Genomic DNA, 16,383 nt, shown 5'->3' with positions numbered 1-16,383 from the left:
TTTAGTCCCGCCCACCCCTTCAAGTCTAAACATACAAGCGAGCTTGCTCGCGATGAGGCCAGCCCAGTCACCACAAAAACCCAGACAAAAAAAACGCCCCGACAAGTCGGGGCGTTTTCATGTGCGGCTAAAGCTTAGCGCGGGAACGCTGGCGGGTTTACACCGGCCATGTCTTCCATCACACGAACCACCTGGCAGCTGTAACCGAATTCATTGTCGTACCAGACGTACAGGACAACGCGGTTGTCTTGGCTGATGGTGGCTTCAGCATCCACTACACCGGCGTGGCGCGAGCCAACGAAGTCGGTGGACACCACTTCCTGGGAATTGACGAAGTCGATCTGCTTATGCAGATCGGAGTGCAGCGCCATGTAGCGCAGGTACTCGTTCATCTCTTCACGGGTGGCAGCTTTCTCAAGGTTCAGGTTGAGAATGGCCATCGACACGTTCGGCGTCGGCACACGGATCGCATTGCCGGTCAGCTTGCCGGCCAGTTCAGGCAGGGCCTTGGCGGCGGCAGTGGCGGCACCGGTCTCGGTGATCACCATGTTCAGCGCGGCGCTGCGACCACGGCGATCGCCCTTGTGGAAGTTGTCGATCAGGTTCTGGTCGTTGGTGTACGAGTGAACAGTTTCAACGTGACCGTTGACGATGCCGAACTTGTCGTTCACAGCCTTGAGCACCGGCACGATGGCGTTGGTGGTGCAGGAGGCGGCGGAGACAATCTTGTCGTCAGCAGTGATTTCGCCGTGGTTGATGCCGTGAACGATGTTCTTCAGCTTGCCCTTGCCAGGCGCGGTCAGAACAACGCGATCGATGCCCGGGCAGGTCAGGTGCTGGCCCAGGCCGTCGGCATCACGCCATACACCGGTGTTGTCCACCAGCAGCGCATCCTTGATACCGTACTGGGTGTAGTCCACCTCGGTCGGGTTCTTCGCGTAGATCACCTGGATCAGGTTGCCGTTGGCGGTGATGGTGTTGTTTTCTTCGTCGATGGTGATGGTGCCGTTGAACGAACCATGGACCGAATCGCGACGCAGCAGGCTGGCACGCTTGGTCAGGTCATTCTCGGCGCCCTTGCGCACCACGATGGCGCGCAGGCGCAGGCCGTCGCCACCACCGGTTTTTTCGATCAGGATACGCGCCAGCAGACGACCGATACGACCGAAGCCGTACAGGACCACATCAGTACCTTTGCGAGCCGAAACGTTCTGCTGGCCAACCACATCCGCCATCTCTTCACGCACGAACTGCTCGGCGCTACGGCCATTGCCTTCGTTGCGGAATTTGAACGCCAACTTGCCCAGATCCACCGAAGCCGCGCCGAGCTTGAGCTCGCTCATGGCCTTGAGCAGAGGGAATGTTTCGTGGACGGAGAGTTCGCTGTCGTCGGAAGAACGGTGGCGCGCAAAGCGGTGGGCTTTGAGGATCGCGATGACAGACTGGTTGATCAGGCTGCGGCCATAGATCGAGCTCACCACGTTGTTATTGCGGTAGAGCTGACCGATGAGAGGGATCATCGCTTCTGCGAGAGCTTCACGATCAATCCATTCACCAAGACACTGGTCGGGCTTCTGAGTCACGGTAACCTTCCACATGTAGGGGCTGAAAAAAGGGGCTACATTATGCCGCCGAGTCCACTGCGGAGCAATGCGCGCCTGTCGCACCGTGGTTTTCCTGTCTGCCGCGGTAGTCTGCGACTGACAGCCGCCCCCTTCCCCCGCTACAATTGTCGACTTTGTCGCAACGCTGGAGCTCAATCTTCCGTGCCCGTTCTGCGTCTTCCGCTTCTCCCTGCCGCGGCAGGTAAACAGCACTGGGGCAACCTGCCCGGTGCCGCCCTGAGCCTGGCCATTGCCGAGGCTGCCAGCGCTGCAAAGCGCTTTACCCTACTGCTGACCGCCGACAGCCAAAGCGCCGAGCGGCTGGAACAGGAGCTGAGTTTCTTCGCCCCGGATTTGCCCGTGCTGCATTTTCCGGACTGGGAAACCCTGCCCTACGATCTGTTTTCGCCCCACCAGGACATCATTTCCCAGCGAATCGCCAGCCTATATCGGCTGCCGGAGCTCAGTCATGGCGTTTTGGTAGTGCCGATCACCACAGCCCTACATCGCCTGGCACCGACCCAATTCCTGCTCGGCAGCAGCCTGGTGCTGGACATCGGCCAGAAGCTCGACGTCGAACAAATGCGCACCCGGCTTGAGGCCAGCGGCTATCGCTGCGTCGACACGGTGTACGAGCATGGCGAATTCGCGGTACGCGGCGCCCTGATCGACCTGTTTCCGATGGGCAGCAAACTGCCTTATCGCATCGACCTGTTCGATGACGAGATCGAAACCCTGCGCACTTTCGATCCGGAAAACCAGCGTTCCATCGATAAGGTGCAGTCGATCCGCCTGTTGCCGGCCAAGGAGTTCCCGCTGCAGAAAGACGCCGTGACCCGCTTCAAGGCGCGGTTTCGCGAGCGCTTCGATGTGGATTTCCGCCGCTGCCCGATCTTCCAGGACCTGAGCAGCGGGATCACCCCTGCCGGCATCGAGTACTACCTGCCGCTGTTTTTCGAAGAAACATCCACCCTGTTCGATTACCTGCCCCAGGACACACAGGTGTTTTCCTTGCCGGGCATCGAACAGGCGGCGGAAAACTTCTGGAACGACGTGCGCAACCGCTACGAAGAACGCCGCGTCGATCCTTCCCGTCCTTTATTGCCACCGGCCGAGCTGTTCCTGCCGGTGGAAGACTGCTTTGCCCGCCTCAAGAATTGGCCACGGGTGGTGGCGAGCCAACAGGACGTGGAAACCGGCGTTGGCCGTGAACGTTTCCCGGCCAAGCCTCTACCGGACCTGGCCATTGAAGCCAAGGCCACGCAACCCCTGGCGGCACTGGCCAGCTTCCTCGACGAATTTCCCGGCCGCGTGCTGTTCACCGCCGAGTCCGCCGGCCGTCGCGAAGTGCTGCTGGAACTGCTCGAACGCCTGAAGCTGCGGCCGAAGACAGTGGACAGCTGGCCGGATTTCGTCGCGGGTAAAGAGCGCCTGGCGATTACCATCGCGCCACTGAACGACGGCCTGGTCCTGGATGACCCAGCCCTTGCCTTGGTCGCCGAAAGCCCGTTGTTCGGCCAACGCGTCATGCAGCGTCGCCGTCGCGAGAAACGCGCCGACGCCGCCAACGATGCGGTGATCAAGAACCTCACCGAGCTGCGCGAAGGCGCGCCGGTGGTGCACATCGACCACGGCGTGGGCCGCTACCTGGGCCTCGCGACTCTGGAAATCGACCACCAGGCCGCCGAATTCCTCACACTGGAGTACGCCGAGGGCGCCAAACTCTACGTGCCCGTGGCGAACCTGCACCTGATCGCCCGTTACACCGGCAGCGACGACGCCCTGGCCCCGCTGCATCGCCTGGGTTCGGAAACCTGGCAGAAAGCCAAGCGCAAGGCCGCCGAGCAGGTGCGTGACGTGGCCGCCGAACTGCTGGACATCTACGCCCGCCGCGCTGCCCGCGAGGGTTACGCCTTCGCCGATCCGAAAGCCGACTACGAAACCTTCAGCGCCGGTTTCCCGTTCGAAGAAACCGTCGACCAGCAGACCACCATCGAAGCCGTGCGCGCCGACATGCTCGCGCCCAAGCCGATGGACCGCCTGGTGTGCGGCGACGTGGGTTTCGGCAAGACCGAAGTGGCCATGCGCGCCGCGTTCATTGCCGTACACGGCGGCAAGCAGGTGGCGATCCTGGTGCCGACCACCCTGCTCGCCCAGCAGCACTACAACAGTTTCCGCGACCGTTTCGCCGACTGGCCAGTGACCGTGGAAGTGATGAGCCGCTTCAAATCCACCAAGGAAGTGAATGCCGCCGTGGCCGACCTGGCCGAGGGTAAGATCGACATTGTCATCGGCACGCACAAGTTGCTGCAGGACGACGTGAAGATCAAAAACCTTGGGCTGGTGATCATCGACGAAGAGCACCGCTTCGGGGTGCGCCAGAAAGAACAGCTCAAGGCCCTGCGCAGCGAAGTCGATATCCTGACCCTGACCGCCACGCCGATCCCGCGCACGCTGAACATGGCGGTGTCGGGCATGCGCGACCTGTCGATCATCGCCACACCGCCGGCCCGGCGCCTGTCGGTGCGCACCTTCGTCATGGAGCAGAACAAAAGCACGATCAAGGAAGCCTTGCTGCGCGAGCTGCTGCGTGGCGGCCAGGTCTATTACCTGCACAACGACGTGAAGACCATCGAGAAGTGCGCCGCCGACCTCGCCGAACTGGTGCCGGAAGCCCGCATTGGTATCGGCCATGGGCAGATGCGCGAACGCGAACTCGAACAGGTGATGAGCGACTTCTACCACAAGCGCTTCAACGTGCTGATCGCCTCGACCATCATCGAGACCGGCATCGACGTGCCGAGCGCCAACACCATCATCATCGAGCGCGCCGACAAGTTCGGCCTGGCCCAGTTGCACCAGTTGCGCGGTCGGGTCGGGCGCAGTCACCACCAGGCCTACGCCTACCTGTTGACGCCGCCACGCCAGCAGATCACCCCGGATGCGGAAAAGCGCCTGGAAGCGATCGCCAACACCCAGGACCTCGGTGCCGGATTCGTGTTGGCCACCAACGACCTGGAAATCCGTGGCGCTGGCGAATTGCTCGGCGATGGCCAGAGCGGCCAGATCCAGGCCGTCGGCTTCACCCTGTACATGGAAATGCTCGAACGGGCGGTCAAGTCGATCCGCAAGGGCGAACAACCGAACCTCGATCAGCCCCTGGGCGGCGGGCCGGAAATCAACCTTCGGGTGCCGGCACTGATCCCGGAAGATTACCTGCCGGATGTCCACGCACGGCTGATCCTCTACAAACGCATTGCCTCGGCCAGCGACGAAGAAGGCCTCAAGGATCTGCAAGTGGAGATGATCGACCGCTTCGGCCTGCTGCCCGAACCGACCAAGAACCTGGTGCGCACCACGTTGCTCAAGCTCAAGGCCGAACAACTGGGCATCAAGAAAGTCGACGGCGGGCCCAACGGCGGCCGTCTCGAGTTCGAGGCCCAGACGCCGGTCGATCCACTGGTGCTGATCAAACTGATCCAGGGCCAGCCCAAACGCTACAAGTTCGAAGGTGCCACGATGTTCAAATTCATGGTGCCCATGGAGCGCTCTGAAGAGCGCTTCAATACCGTAGAAGCGCTGTTTGAGCGCCTCACTCCGACCACTGCTTGAAGGACGCCACATGCGCCTGTTTCGCTCACTGACCTTGTTGATGACCCTGGTCGCTCCCCTGGCGCTTGCCGACGACCTGTATCAGGTTGAAATGATTCTGGTGCGTCAGAACGCCGAGCCGGCGATTGTCAGCCGCGCCGCGCCGGAGGACTGGGATGCCGGCGTGCAACGCCTGGATACGAACAGCCAGCGCACACCGGCGCTGGGCAATATCGTGGAGAAACTCACTGCCAGCGGCCAATACACGGTGTTGATGCACAAGGCCTGGCAGCAGAACCTCGGTGAACAGGGTCGCAAAGTTGCCATCAGCGACGGCACCGAACAGTTCGGTCAATTTCCCATCGAAGGCACCCTGGAGCTGAAACTGGGGCGCTTCACCGATGTGGATGCCGATTTCTGGATCAACCAGATCGACGCCAACGGCCTGGTGACGTCCAGCGAGCGCCTCAAACAGCAGAGTCATACCAAAAATGGCCAACTGAACTTCCTCGACAACGGCCATCTCGGCTTGCTGATCAAGATCACCTCGCTGACCGCGCCCGCGCCACGGCAGGCGCCTGAAGCCATTCCGGACTGATCGGCGCGCCTATGCCCTCGCCCCTGAGCAAACCCCTGGCACCTTCCTGGGTCAATCGATTCAAGGAACAGAGCCTGGAGCGCGGGCGCCGTTATGCGCTGGAAAACCGCGTCAGAATCGTCGAGGCTGGCGACAGCACCATCACCGCCAGTTGCGAAGGCTCTGGCGGCAACATCTACCGTCAGACCATTCGCCTTAAAGAGTCAGCCAAGGGTACGTTGATTCTGCTTGAGGCCGCGTGCTCCTGCCCGGTGCGCATCAACTGCAAACACTGCGCGGCGGTGCTACTGCAAGTCCAGGAAACCCTGGCCTACCCGGCCGCCGAGAAGGACGCGCAGTTACTGGAGAAACTCCAGGCAGTGCTGGACAACCGCAGCCCCAAGGCCCCGCCGCAAGTGCTGGTGGACAACGTGCAACCGCTGCCGCGCCTGTGGCTGGCAAGCATCGAATTCAGCGCTTTTGAACCGCGCAACGGCAAGATGCAGCGCTACATTCAGCACCGCGCCGCCCTGTCCTTCAGCTACCTGGACGAATACGTCAGCGGCCAGCGCAATACAGACGTGCTGATTCGTCAGGAAACGCAGACGCTGCGAATCAAACGCCATACCGATGTGGAACAGTCCTACCGCGAACAACTACGAATCCTCGGCTTCAAGATTGCGACCCGGCAAAGCAAGGCCCTGCCAGAAAGTGCCGGCGAGCTGTACGAGATGGTCAATGACAGCGCCTGGCTGACGTTCACCCTCAACGACCTGCCAAAACTGCGTGACCAAGGTTGGGAGTTGCAGATCGACGAGGACTTCGGTTTCGACCTGACTGCCGTGGACGACTGGTACGCCACGGTGGAGGAAACACCGGAACGGGACTGGTTCGACCTGGAGCTGGGGATCATCGTCAACGGTGAACGCCTGAGCCTGCTGCCGATCCTGCTGAACCTGATGCGCTCGCACATCGAGTTGTTCAATCCCGAACGCCTGGCCCGGCGCCGCGACGACGAACTCATCCTGGTCAACTTGCCGAACCGCCCGAATTCCGAGTTCGGCCCCCAGCAGGTGGCCCTGCCCTACGGCCGGCTGAAACCGGTGCTGGCGACCCTGGGCGAGTTTTACCTGCAAGAGCCCGGCACCACCAAACTGCGCCTCAACAGCGCGGACGCCTTGCGCCTGAACCCGCTGCAAGACATGCCGTTGAGCTGGGAAGGTGGCGAACACATTCGTGGCCTCGCCCAGCGTCTGCGAGACATCAAGGATTACACGACCACCGCGCCAGAAGGCCTGAACGCTATACTGCGGCCTTATCAGCTTGAAGGCTTGAGCTGGATGCAATCACTGCGACAGCTGGAAGTCGGCGGCATCCTCGCGGACGACATGGGTCTGGGTAAAACCCTACAGACCCTGGCGCACATTCTCAGCGAAAAAAACGCCGGGCGCCTCGACCGGCCGTGCATGGTGGTCATGCCCACCAGCCTGATCCCCAACTGGCTTGATGAGGCGGCCCACTTCACGCCGCAGCTCAAGGTGCTGGCCCTTTATGGCGCTGGGCGCAAGAAACATTTCGAACGGTTGGCCGAATACGACCTGGTCCTTACCACCTACGCGCTGCTACCCAAGGATGTCGAGCGCCTCGCAGCACAGCCGCTGCACGTGCTGATCCTCGACGAAGCCCAGTACATCAAGAACCCCACCAGCAAAGCCGCCCAGGCCGCCCGCGAGCTCAACGCCCGGCAGCGCCTGTGCCTGTCCGGCACGCCTCTGGAAAATCACCTGGGCGAACTCTGGTCATTGTTCCACTTCCTGCTGCCGGGCTGGCTCGGGGACGTCAAGAGTTTCAACCGCGACTACCGCGTGCCAATTGAAAAACGCGGCAGCGACGTGCGACTGCAGCACCTCAACGGTCGGATAAAACCTTTCCTGCTGCGCAGGACCAAGGAGCAAGTGGCGACAGAATTGCCGCCCAAGACCGAGATCATCCATTGGGTGGAACTCAGCGATGCCCAGCGGGACGTCTACGAAACCATGCGCCTGGCCATGGACAAGAAAGTCCGCGACGAAATCACCCGCAAAGGCGTGGCCCGCAGCCAGATCATCATCCTCGAGGCGCTGCTAAAGCTGCGCCAGGTGTGCTGCGATCTACGCCTGCTCAACGACGCCGCCCTGCCCGCCCGAGGCAGCACCTCGGGCAAGCTCGACAGCCTGATGGATATGCTCGAAGAGCTGTTTGAAGAAGGCCGCCGGGTGCTGTTGTTTTCCCAGTTCACGTCGATGTTGTCGCTGATTGAGGATGAACTGAAAAAACGCGGTGTCGATTACGCGATCCTGACCGGCCAGACCCGGGACCGACGCACGCCCGTCAAGGAGTTCCAGAGCGGCAAGCGTCAGATCTTTCTGATCAGCCTGAAGGCCGGTGGCGTAGGCCTGAACCTGACCGAGGCCGACACGGTAATTCACTACGACCCGTGGTGGAACCCGGCCACCGAAAACCAGGCCACCGACCGCGCTTATCGCATCGGCCAGGAAAAGCCGGTGTTCGTCTACAAACTGATTGCCCGCGGCACGGTGGAAGAGAAGATTCAGCTGCTGCAAAAGGAAAAATCCGACCTCGCCGCCGGCGTGCTGGACGGACGCGTGGCCGGAGACTGGAAACTGCAGAGCGACGATATCGAAGCACTGTTCGCGCCGCTGCCGGATAAGCTGGAAAAGCGCTGACACACACCGATCCCTGTGGGAGCCGAGCTTGCTCGCGATAGCTGACGATCAGGCAGCGGACTTAACCATCCACTAGCCAGCCATCAACACCCGCGCCAAGGTCGACTTCACCTTCCCCATCCCGTCATGCAACGCCTGCTCGATCTCAGCCATGGTGATCACCGCAGTGGACTTGCCCGCCGCCGGGTTGACCACCAGAGCCAAGCAGGCGTACTCCAGTTCCAATTCACGGGCCAGCGCCGCTTCCGGCATGCCGGTCATGCCGACGATGTCGCAGCCGTCGCGCTCCAGGCGGGCGATTTCGGCCACGGTTTCCAGGCGCGGGCCTTGCGTGCAGGCGTACACGCCATGGCTGCTGTAACAGCAGCCTTCGGCGGCCAGCGCAGCAATCAGTTGCTGACGTAGCGACTCGCTGTAGGGGTAGCTGAAATCGATGTGGGTGACCGCTTCCAGGTCATCGGCAAAGTAGGTGTGCTGGCGGCCACTGGTGTAATCGATCAACTGATGGGGCACACAGAAATGCCCGGTTCCCATCGCGGCGTGAATCCCGCCCACGGCGTTGACCGCCAGGATCGCCTCGGCGCCGGCCTGCTTGAGGGCCCAGAGATTGGCGCGATAGTTCACCTGATGCGGCGGCAAACGATGAGGATGGCCATGGCGAGCCAGGAACAGCACTTCGCGCCCGGCATAATCGCCGATCTGCACCTGGGCCGATGGCGCGCCGTAGGGCGTCTCCACCGCCAGGGACTGGCGGATGGTCAGGCCTTCGAGCTGGGTCAGGCCTGTGCCGCCGATAATTGCGTAAACGGTCATGAAAAAGTCCTTAATCGATCAATTGAGCGGCTTTCAGCGCGCCGATTGCCGTCAACCAACGTGGATCCTGGCGATACTCGGTGGAGGCGAAAGCCTGGCCGCGCATGCGGGCGATCCTTGCCGATGGCTGAACCTTCAGGCGCTGGGCGGCACTCAGGGCCAGCTCGGCAGCGGCGCGGTCGTTGCACACCAGACCCATATCGCAGCCGGCCGTCAAGGCAGCCTCGATACGACTGGCGGCATCACCCACTACATGGGCGCCGGCCATCGACAGATCATCACTGAAGATCACGCCATCGAATTGCAACTCGCCGCGCAGGATGTCCTGCAACCAGCGTCGGGAAAATCCAGCTGGATTGGCGTCAACCTGCGGGTAAATGACATGGGCGGGCATGACCGCCGCGAGCTGCTTGCTCAGCTTGGCAAACGGTACCAGGTCGCTGGCGCGGATCTGTTCGAGACTGCGCTCATCGTTGGGAATCGCCACATGGGAATCAGCCTCGGCCCAGCCGTGCCCGGGGAAATGCTTGCCGGTGGCGGCCATCCCGGCGGCGTTCATGCCGCGAATAAATGCGCCGGCCAGCAACGCGGCACGCTCGGGGTCGCCTTCGAAGGCACGACTGCCGACGACGGCGCTACGCTGATAATCGAGGTCCAGCACCGGGGCAAAGCTCAAGTCGAGACCAACCGCCAGCACTTCAGTGGCCATGATCCAGCCGCACTGCTCGGCCAGGTATTCGGCGTTCGGATTGTCGGCAATCGCCCGCATCGCCGGCAACCGCACAAATCCCTGGCGCAGGCGCTGCACGCGGCCGCCTTCCTGGTCGACCGCCAGCAAGAGGTCGGGACGAATGGCCCGGATCGCGGCGCTCAGCTCGCGTACCTGGCGTGGATGCTCAATGTTGCGCGCGAAAATAATCAGGCCACCCACTTCAGGCTGGCGCAACAGGTGGCGATCTTCGGCCGTCAGCCATGTACCGGCGACGTCCACCATCAACGAGCCTTGCAGGCCAGCAGTCATAGCATTTCCTTAATAACGATGAACCCCACACACACGACCGCACCCACGGGCTCCAGGCCCGGCAGGCGAAGGTTTTGCGATGAAATATAAAGCGGGTTCGAAACGAGAGTCGGCATGGGCGGCTAGCTTAGCGGATGTAGACAGCCGCGCCCACCCGTGAACTCAAGCCTTGGCGAGCGCCGGGGCTGATTTGCTGCGCGGACGCAACTGTGCGGCGGCCATCGCCTCATCGGTGACACCACTTTCGGCACGCATGCCGGCCGCCAGGAATGGCACCATCAGGCGCATCACCTGCTCGATCGACGTGTTCACACCGAAATCGGTTTCCGCGATGGCTCGCAACGCCTTGATACCCGACATGCTGAACGCGGCGGCGCCAAGCATGAAGTGCACGCGCCAGAACAGTTCGATCGGCGGGATGCGCGGCGCGGCCTCATTGACCAGCAGCATGTAGCGGCGGAACACCTTGCCGTACATGTCTTCCAGGTAACGCCGCAGGTGGCCCTGGCTCTGGCTGAATGCCAAGCCTAACAAACGCATGAAAATGGAAAGGTCGTTACCGCTGCGTGGCTGCACGGCAAGCGCTTGCTCGACCAGCATTTCCAGCAGTTCTTCCAGGGTTGGCTTGACGTCGGGTTTGGCCTGGCGACGTTCCAGCTCGCGATCGAGACTGAGGCAGAAAGGCCCGAGGAAGCGCGAGAAAACCGCTTGGATCAGGGCTTTTTTTGAACCGAAGTGATAGTTCACCGCCGCCAGGTTGACCCCAGCCTTGCTGGTGATCAGACGCAACGAGGTTTCGGCGAAACCTTTCTCCGCGAACAATTGCTCGGCAGCATCGAGAATGCGTTCAACGGTTTCCGACTGGGCCATGGCTACTCCGCCTGACAAACACTTGTTTGAAACATACGTTTCAGCCTTGGAATTGTCAAGCCTGCCGGGACGTTTTGCGAACGCCCGGTCAGTATTTAACCACACCTTTAAACAGGCTGTAGCCATGTCGCTTCCAGCGGCCCGACCGACCGTCCAGCGGGCTGTTGAAAAAGGAGGATTGCCAAGCGCCGTTCACTGTATATAATCCCAGTCACTGTATAAAAAGACAGAGCGATCAATATGCTAAAGCTGACGCCACGCCAAGCAGAGATTCTGGCCTTCATCAAACGCTGCCTCGAAGACAACGGCTACCCGCCGACCCGTGCGGAAATCGCTCAGGAACTGGGTTTCAAATCGCCCAACGCGGCTGAAGAACACCTCAAGGCGCTGGCCCGCAAGGGTGCGATCGAAATGACGCCGGGCGCATCCCGCGGCATTCGCATTCCAGGCTTCGAAGCCAAGGCCGACGAAACCACCCTGCCGATCATTGGCCGGGTAGCAGCAGGCGCGCCGATCCTCGCCCAGCAGCACGTCGAGGAATCCTGCAACATCAATCCTTCATTCTTCCACCCACGAGCTGATTACCTTCTGCGCGTGCACGGCATGAGCATGAAGGACATCGGCATCTTCGACGGTGACCTCCTGGCGGTCCACACGACACGCGAAGCCCGCAATGGCCAGATCGTCGTGGCGCGAATCGGCGATGAAGTGACCGTCAAGCGCTTCAAGCGCGATGGCAGCAAGGTCTGGCTGATCGCCGAGAACCCCGAGTTCGCCCCCATCGAAGTGAACCTGAAAGATCAGGACCTGGTCATCGAAGGCTTGAGTGTCGGCGTCATTCGCCGCTAAAGGAGGCTTTATGCAGTTCCCACACACACCACAGCACACACAACTTCCGCTGTTCGAGGCATTCATGGCCCAACCGCTGGCTCCAGTCCTGAAAGAGGTCATCGAGTCGCCCTGGGGCGTCGAGCCCGAGGCTTTCAGCGAGCTGTCGTTACGTGGTGCGGCCGGGAATTGCCTGAACCTACTGGCACCGATTCTGCGAGAACTCAGCCAGGACCAGGACGCTCGCTGGTTGACCCTGATTGCACCGCCAGCCAGCGTCACCCAGGCCTGGTTGCGGGACGCCGGCCTGAACCGTGAACGCATCCTGCTGCTGCAACCGCGGGGAACTCAAAGCGCCCAGCAACTGACGTGTGAAGCCTTGCGCCTGGGACGCAGTCATACAGTGGTCAGTTGGCTCAATCCGTTGACCGCTACCGCACGGCAACAGTTGATCAGCGCCGCTCGCACTGGGGACGCGCAAAGCCTGAATATTCGATTGGGCTAAGACAAACGCAGGGCTTCTTCAGGACAGAGAAGCCGATCAGTAGAACTATCTTTAAAAAGCCGACAGACGGGAATCAATGAAGAACCCGCGGCCCCTCTTCCTTGTTGAATTCACCTTCAACCAGGCGACCTGCCATCTGGACACCTACGCTTAGCATCGCCTTGGCGACTTCGACATGCTGACCTTGAAGGAATACCTTGGCATCTTCGGAGAAGTTCAGGGTAACCAGAGAACCTTCGTCCTCGGCCCTGCGCAGCTCGATGCGGCCATCAGGAAGTTCGACAATTTCTAGAAAGGACGTTGGCATAAAGGTCTGTTCTCCACGAAAGGCGAGGATTATATAGTCATCGGCCAGGGTTCGCTCGGGATCTTGACCAAGCGTTATCAACGTTCAGAACGGGCTGAAGGAAAATTCAGCACTCGTTCAAACCTTCACGAAAGCGGATCGCCAAACTTTTCAAGTTCTGGCGCCAGCTCTCCAGCTCCTCCTGGCTCAGCTCCTGCTCGGGTTCTTGCTCATCCAGATTGACCGCCACGATCAACGGCTGGGTCACGTCGCCCTTGGGTTTGCGAGGAGCCCTTGGTGGCTCGAACAGCGCCGCGTGGGCCGCCAGCAGCTTGGCCAACCAGGTTTCCGGGTTGTGGGCCAGCTCGACCATCTCAGCCAACTCAGGAATAGCGATGGTATCCAGCACGTCACGGGTCAACAGCTGCTCAGCCCGTGGCGCATTCGCTTGTGGCAGACGATAGAAACCGGCAATTTCATGGCACAGCCCCAACAACGCACCGTACAGATGAAACAGCGCTGATTCGCGCCCTGCCTGGATCAACGCTGGGGAATTCATTGCGCGGCCATCCTCCGCCCTGGCGAGCGCCTCGAGCGACAGGCCGGCGAAATAAATTTTCTGATTGGTTCGGGTGTAGAGTTCGTGGGCCATGGCGGCATTCTCCCCAGCGAAATAAGAGCTTCACGCAAGTGCGACAGTGTCGTGGATCAACCGAGGCCACTGCAAGTCAAAAACAAAAAGGCCGCATGAAAACCCTTGGGTGTTCATGCGGCCTTTATTCACTTGGGGCTTATGGGGACGCTCCCTCGCCACAGGGAGCCCCCCTACCTTCAGATTAGCTCCGGCGATCAGCGCTTATCCTCAACCGTCCATTTACCGCCGTCGTAGTACGCCTTCCAGCCGGTTGGCTTGCCATCGACTTCGGTCTGCACGTACTGCTCCTTGGTCTTGCGGCTGTAGCGAATGACCGCCGGACGCCCATCGGGATCTTTCTGCGGTGCTTCGCAGAGGAAATGGTACTTCGGATCAATCTCGCTCTTGTGCGGCAGGATCTCCATCACTAACGGGGCCCGAGTCTCGCGGTTTTTCGGGAACTGACTGGCCGCCAGGAACAGGCCAGATGCCCCGTCACGCAGGATATAGGTGTCGTTTACCTTCTCGCACTTGAGTTCCGGCATCTTCACCGGGTCCATTTTCGGCGGTGCCGCGTCACCGCTCTTGAGCAGTTTGCGGGTGTTCTTGCAGGTCGGGTTGGTGCAACCGAAGAACTTGCCGAAGCGGCCGGTCTTGAGCTGCATCTCGCTGCCACACTTGTCGCATTCCAGGCTCGGACCTTCGTAGCCCTTGATGCGATAGGTGCCCTCTTCAATCTCGTAGCCGGCGCAGTCCGGGTTGTTACCGCAGATGTGCAGCTTGCGCTTCTCATCCAACAGGTAGGCATCCATCGCCGTGCTGCAGATCGGGCAGCGATGCTTGCCACGCAATACCAGGGATTCCGACTCGCCCTCGTCGTCCGCAGCGATTTCGTCGCCCGGCACCAGGTTGACCGTCGCCTTACAGCGCTCCTTGGGTGGCAGGCTGTAGCCTGAGCAACCGAGGAAGACACCGGTCGATGCCGTGCGGATCTGCATCGGACGACCGCAGGTCAGGCACGGAATGTCGGTCATGACCGGTTGGTTGGCCCGCATGCCGTTGTCAGGGCTTTCAGCCACTTCGAGTTTTTTCTTGAAGTCGCCGTAGAATTCGTCGAGAACGTTTTTCCAGTCCCGTTCGCCCTGGGCCACATCGTCGAGGTTCTCTTCCATGCCGGCGGTGAAGCCGTAGTCCATCAGGTTCGAGAAGCTCTCGGACAAACGCTCGGTAACAATGTCACCCATCTTTTCCGAATAGAAACGGCGGTTGTGCAACGCCACGTAGCCACGGTCCTGGATGGTGGAAATGATCGCCGCGTAGGTCGAAGGACGACCGATGCCACGTTTTTCCATTTCCTTGACCAGGCTGGCTTCCGAATAACGGGCCGGCGGCTTGGTGAAGTGCTGGGTCGGATCAAGCTTGATCAGCTTCATCACATCGCCCTGGGCCATGTCCGGCAGGACGTCGTCGTCCCCAGGCTTGGTGATCTGCGGCATGACACGGGTGTAGCCGTCGAACTTCAGGATGCGGCCCTTGGCGCGCAGCTCGAAGTCGCCAGCACCGACGCTGACGGTGGTCGACAGGTATTGCGCCGGCAGCATCTGGCAGGCCAGGAACTGGCGCCAGATCAACTCGTAGAGGCGCTCGGCATCGCGCTCCATGCCCGACAACTTGCTTGGCTCGGTGTTGGCGTCGGACGGACGAATTGCTTCGTGCGCCTCCTGTGCGCCTTCCTTGCTGCTGTAGACATTCGGCGTCTCCGGCAGGTATTTCTTGCCGAACTCGCTCTCTATATAAGTGCGCGCCATCGCCACGGCATCGACCGAGAGATTGGTCGAGTCGGTACGCATATAAGTGATGTAGCCGGCTTCGTACAGACGCTGGGCCATCATCATGGTTTTCTTCACGCCAAAGCCCAAGCGGTTGCTCGCGGCCTGCTGCAGCGTGGACGTGATGAACGGTGCCGACGGCTTGCTGCTGGTCGGTTTGTCTTCACGCTTGACGATGCTGTAGCTGGAAGCCTTGAGCTTCTCCAGCGCGGCCATGGCCTGGGCTTCGTTGAGCGGCTTGAAGGCTTCGCCTTTCTCCCGGGCCACGTCGAAGCGCACGGTGGCGCCTTTCGCGGTGCCGAGGTCGGCGTGGACTTCCCAGTACTCTTCAGGGATGAACGCACGGATCTCCCGCTCACGCTCTACCACCAACTTCACCGCAACCGACTGCACACGACCAGCCGACAGGCCGCGGGCGATCTTGGCCCACAGCAGTGGCGAGACCATGTAGCCCACCACGCGGTCCAGGAAGCGACGCGCCTGTTGGGCGTTGACCCGATCGATATCCAGCTCGCCCGGTTGGGAGAAGGCTTCCTGGATGGCCTTCTTGGTGATTTCGTTGAACACCACGCGCTTGTAGCGGCTGTCATCCCCACCAATGGCTTCGCGCAGGTGCCAGGCAATGGCTTCCCCTTCGCGGTCCAAGTCCGTCGCGAGATAGATGGTGTCAGCATCCTTGGCGAGCCGGCGCAGCTCTTCGATGACCTTTTCCTTGCCCGGGAGGATCTCGTACTTGGCTTTCCAGCCGTGGTCCGGATCAACACCCATGCGCGAGACCAACTGCTTGCGCGCCTTTTCCTTGGGCGACAGCGCCGGCGCTTCACCGGCAGCAGCCTTGCCGCGCTTGGCGGCTGGCTCCTTGCTGGCGCTAGCCGAACCGCTGGTGGGCAGGTCTCGGATATGGCCGATACTCGACTTCACCACGTATTGGTTGCCCAGATACTTGTTGATGGTCTTGGCCTTAGCCGGGGATTCCACAATGACCAGCGATTTGCCCATGGATCAGAAAATTCCTGAATTCTAAAAAGTGAAAGGCGGTTGGCGCCTGACGCGGCACCGCTATATATAGTGGCTACAAGGTGAGGTCAAGCGCAGGGTT

12 protein-coding genes are annotated in these 16,383 nt (G+C 60.8%); 5 read left to right on the top strand and 7 right to left on the bottom strand.

The features are described from left to right. Positions 1-134: 134 nt before the first annotated feature. The gene (locus EPZ47_RS09550; protein WP_135844535.1) at positions 135-1,598 is read right to left on the bottom strand and encodes a glyceraldehyde-3-phosphate dehydrogenase; all 1,464 of its coding nucleotides are present in this window, start codon (positions 1,596-1,598) and stop codon (positions 135-137) included. Between the two features lie 168 nt (positions 1,599-1,766). Here EPZ47_RS09550 and mfd point away from each other — a divergent pair, with 168 nt between their 5' ends. The 3 genes from mfd to EPZ47_RS09535 are packed head-to-tail and all read left to right on the top strand — an operon-like array spanning position 1,767 to position 8,498. Next, positions 1,767-5,216 carry a transcription-repair coupling factor gene (mfd, locus tag EPZ47_RS09545; RefSeq protein ID WP_135844534.1) on the top strand — a complete coding sequence of 1,150 codons (3,450 nt, stop codon included), beginning with the start codon at positions 1,767-1,769 and terminating at the stop codon, positions 5,214-5,216. A gap of 10 nt (positions 5,217-5,226) precedes the next feature. Beyond that, positions 5,227-5,793 (top strand): CsiV family protein, encoded by a 567-nt coding sequence (locus EPZ47_RS09540; RefSeq protein WP_135844533.1) that lies wholly within the window; start codon positions 5,227-5,229, stop codon positions 5,791-5,793. An 11-nt stretch (positions 5,794-5,804) separates the two neighbouring features. Then, a complete protein-coding gene (locus tag EPZ47_RS09535; protein WP_135844532.1) occupies positions 5,805-8,498 on the top strand; it encodes a DEAD/DEAH box helicase in 2,694 nt (897 codons plus the stop codon). Positions 8,499-8,570: 72 nt separating this feature from the next. Here the strand turns inward: EPZ47_RS09535 and EPZ47_RS09530 are convergent, their stop codons facing one another. The 3 genes from EPZ47_RS09530 to EPZ47_RS09520 form a co-directional block, all read right to left on the bottom strand. Next, entirely contained in the window at positions 8,571-9,311 is a 741-nt protein-coding gene (locus EPZ47_RS09530; protein WP_135844531.1) for an S-methyl-5'-thioinosine phosphorylase, read from the bottom strand. Between the two features lie 10 nt (positions 9,312-9,321). Next, positions 9,322-10,320: a beta-N-acetylhexosaminidase gene (gene nagZ, locus EPZ47_RS09525; protein WP_178084306.1), complete on the bottom strand. Its 999-nt coding sequence runs from the start codon at positions 10,318-10,320 to the stop codon at positions 9,322-9,324. 174 nt (positions 10,321-10,494) lie between these two features. Further along, entirely contained in the window at positions 10,495-11,202 is a 708-nt protein-coding gene (locus EPZ47_RS09520) for a TetR/AcrR family transcriptional regulator (protein WP_025212751.1), read from the bottom strand. 240 nt (positions 11,203-11,442) lie between these two features. Here EPZ47_RS09520 and lexA point away from each other — a divergent pair, with 240 nt between their 5' ends. Together lexA and sulA are read left to right on the top strand one after the other, a co-directional pair. Continuing rightward, positions 11,443-12,051, top strand: a complete 609-nt coding sequence (lexA, locus tag EPZ47_RS09515) for a transcriptional repressor LexA (RefSeq protein WP_003199651.1) — start codon at positions 11,443-11,445, stop codon at positions 12,049-12,051. Positions 12,052-12,061: 10 nt separating this feature from the next. After that, positions 12,062-12,535, top strand: a complete 474-nt coding sequence (gene sulA, locus EPZ47_RS09510; protein WP_014339358.1) for an SOS-induced cell division inhibitor SulA — start codon at positions 12,062-12,064, stop codon at positions 12,533-12,535. A gap of 73 nt (positions 12,536-12,608) precedes the next feature. On the opposite strand, the gene EPZ47_RS09505 is transcribed toward sulA, so the two are convergent. The 3 genes from EPZ47_RS09505 to topA form a co-directional block, all read right to left on the bottom strand. Continuing rightward, positions 12,609-12,842, bottom strand: coding sequence for a hypothetical protein (locus EPZ47_RS09505; protein WP_003183419.1), 234 nt, complete (start codon positions 12,840-12,842; stop codon positions 12,609-12,611). Between the two features lie 106 nt (positions 12,843-12,948). Next, positions 12,949-13,473, bottom strand: a complete 525-nt coding sequence (locus EPZ47_RS09500; protein ID WP_135844529.1) for a DUF6586 family protein — start codon at positions 13,471-13,473, stop codon at positions 12,949-12,951. Positions 13,474-13,670: 197 nt separating this feature from the next. Next, on the bottom strand, positions 13,671-16,283 hold the full coding sequence (topA, locus tag EPZ47_RS09495; protein ID WP_135844528.1) for a type I DNA topoisomerase: 2,613 nt from the start codon (positions 16,281-16,283) through the stop codon (positions 13,671-13,673). Between the last annotated feature and the right edge of the window lie 100 nt (positions 16,284-16,383).

The sequence above is a fragment of the Pseudomonas viciae genome (assembly GCF_004786035.1).
In the GTDB taxonomy this organism is placed as follows: Bacteria; Pseudomonadota; Gammaproteobacteria; order Pseudomonadales; family Pseudomonadaceae; genus Aquipseudomonas; species Aquipseudomonas viciae.
Note: the sequence above shows the minus strand (reverse complement) of the source record. Positions and strands in the feature narration are given on the sequence as shown.